Genomic DNA, 2,108 nt, shown 5'->3' with positions numbered 1-2,108 from the left:
CTAAATTAGGGCGGTTTGAAATGAAGGAGGTATCAGTATGAGCCTCTATCGCAATTCTGACGGCGTGAATGTTCGCTATATCCGCACGTATAAAAAGCACTCAAAAATAATGGTCACGTATCGCCCGTTGCATCTGAATTATGATTGTGACATGCCACGTGATGCATTTTATCAGCAATACACGTTGGTTAAGGACGTAGCGGAGGGACAGCAATCATGAATATGCATTCTTGTGTAGGGTGTAGACGACCGTTGACACCAGAGGAAGAGATTAAGCTGCTTAATTCTTGTGGAATCGCAATATGTGATTCATGTGCCGGAATGATAGTTGTTAGCTATGAGAATTGGCATTCAGGTCCGCGAGAAATTAAACCAGGTGAAAGCCAAAAAAAGCGTTATATCTCAGATGCTATCAGGTTGCGCATTTTTAAGCGTGATGGTTATCAATGTAAAAATTGCGGGATAAATAAAAATCTTACCATCGACCATATTTATCCCATTTCCCTTGGTGGAACTTCGGAAGATAAAAACTTACAGACGCTTTGTATGAGTTGTAATAGCTCAAAGGGGGCGAATGTATGAGCCTTCTCTTAAATTCACGTCCAATTATTGTTATTCCTGAATTAGCAGTAAAGATTGGATTGCCTGAAGCTGTGCTATTGCAGCAAGTTCATTATTGGCTTACCGATACAACATCAGGAATTGATCATGATGGGCGCCGCTGGATATATAACACTATTGATGAATGGGTTGAGCAGTTTCCATTCTGGTCTGCGTCGACAATTAAACGCGCCTTTGCTGAGTTAAAGCGACTGGGGATTGTTTTCATTGAGCAGCTATCCTCTGATCCGCGTGATAAAACTAATTTTTATTCTATTAATTATGAACATCACATCCTTATTGATGAGGTCAAATTGACCCCATGCAACGTATCAAAATGCACCAATGCAAAGGCTCAAAATGACCCTATGCAAAAGTCCAAATTGAAACGGTGCAAAGAGTCAAAAAGGCCTCTTCTTCATACAGAGATTACAACAGAGAATAATAAAACCCCTTGTCCGGCTGCCGAGCAGCCAGACCCCGCAACAATGATTACTGATCAGGCTAAACAGGTATTAAACCACCTGAACTTAGTGACTGGATCAAAATACCAACCAAGCAAAACTTCACTGGAAGGTATTCGCGCCAGACTGGTTGAGGGCTTTACGCCATCTGAACTGCTTTTGGTCGTGGACTACACGAACGAGAAATGGGGGGATGATCTCAAAATGTCTGAGTATCTACGCCCAATCACGCTGTTTAGTCCGAGTAAATTCCCCGGATATTTGCAGGCAGCAGAAAAATGGAACGAAAGCGGACGCCCTGAATACGTCAACGGAAAGTGGATGAAGGACGGGAAGCCGCTCAAAGGCTCTGGTGTTGATAACTCAGAACGTGATGCAGCGTACCGCCGTTACACGTCCGGTGTTGGTGAAATTACCAATCCCAGTCAGTTAGAGATCGAAGTTCGGAAGGCCGCAGGGAAAGCTGGTATCAGAAATCAGCAGGCATCGTTTGCACAGCAGCGCTGGAATAGTCTCTGGACAGAATATAGCGAACGGTTATCAGGTAATTCTGGGGAGGCTGCAGCATGAAATACGGTTCAGTATGTAGCGGTATCGAAGCCGCTAGCGTTGCTTGGGAGCCTCTGGGATTAGAGCCAGTATGGTTTTCTGAGATAGAGCCTTTCCCGTGTGAGGTTCTGAATTATCACTGGCCTGATGTTGTTAATCTCGGTGATATGACAGCGATAGCTGAAAAAATTAAGTCAGGCGTTGTGCAGGCTCCTGACATTCTTGTTGGAGGCACCCCGTGCCAGGCGTTTAGTGTCGCAGGTCTACGTGGTGGACTAAGTGATAAACGCGGTCAATCAACCCTCTCTTACGTGGAATTAGCAAATGAGATTGATAACAAACGCAGAGCGGCAGGCGAACCGGAAACTATTATCGTGTGGGAGAACGTTCCGGGCGTCCTCAGTGACAAAACCAATGCATTCGGATGTTTTCTTGCAGGGCTTGCCGGAGAAGATGAGCCATTGCAGCCGTCAGGGAAAAGATGGTCAAACTCTG

Annotated in this window: 3 protein-coding genes; all 3 read left to right on the top strand. The window is 45.1% G+C overall.

The window, feature by feature from the left end; all coding sequences use genetic code 11:
• Window positions 1-216 precede the first annotated feature (216 nt).
• Entirely contained in the window at window positions 217-582 is a 366-nt protein-coding gene (locus tag I2494_RS20445; protein ID WP_218468811.1) for an HNH endonuclease, read from the top strand.
• Complete coding sequence (locus tag I2494_RS20440) at window positions 579-1,634, top strand: conserved phage C-terminal domain-containing protein (protein WP_218468812.1); 1,056 nt, start codon at window positions 579-581, stop codon at window positions 1,632-1,634. The genes I2494_RS20445 and I2494_RS20440 overlap by 4 nt, the downstream gene beginning before the upstream one ends.
• The coding region (locus I2494_RS20435; RefSeq protein WP_228351057.1) for a DNA cytosine methyltransferase at window positions 1,631-2,108 on the top strand (478 nt) is incomplete at its 3' end. The genes I2494_RS20440 and I2494_RS20435, both read left to right, overlap by 4 nt.

It is taken from the genome of Limnobaculum allomyrinae (genome assembly GCF_016649425.1).
GTDB lineage: Bacteria > Pseudomonadota > Gammaproteobacteria > Enterobacterales > Enterobacteriaceae > Limnobaculum > Limnobaculum allomyrinae.
Note: the sequence above shows the minus strand (reverse complement) of the source record. Positions and strands in the feature narration are given on the sequence as shown.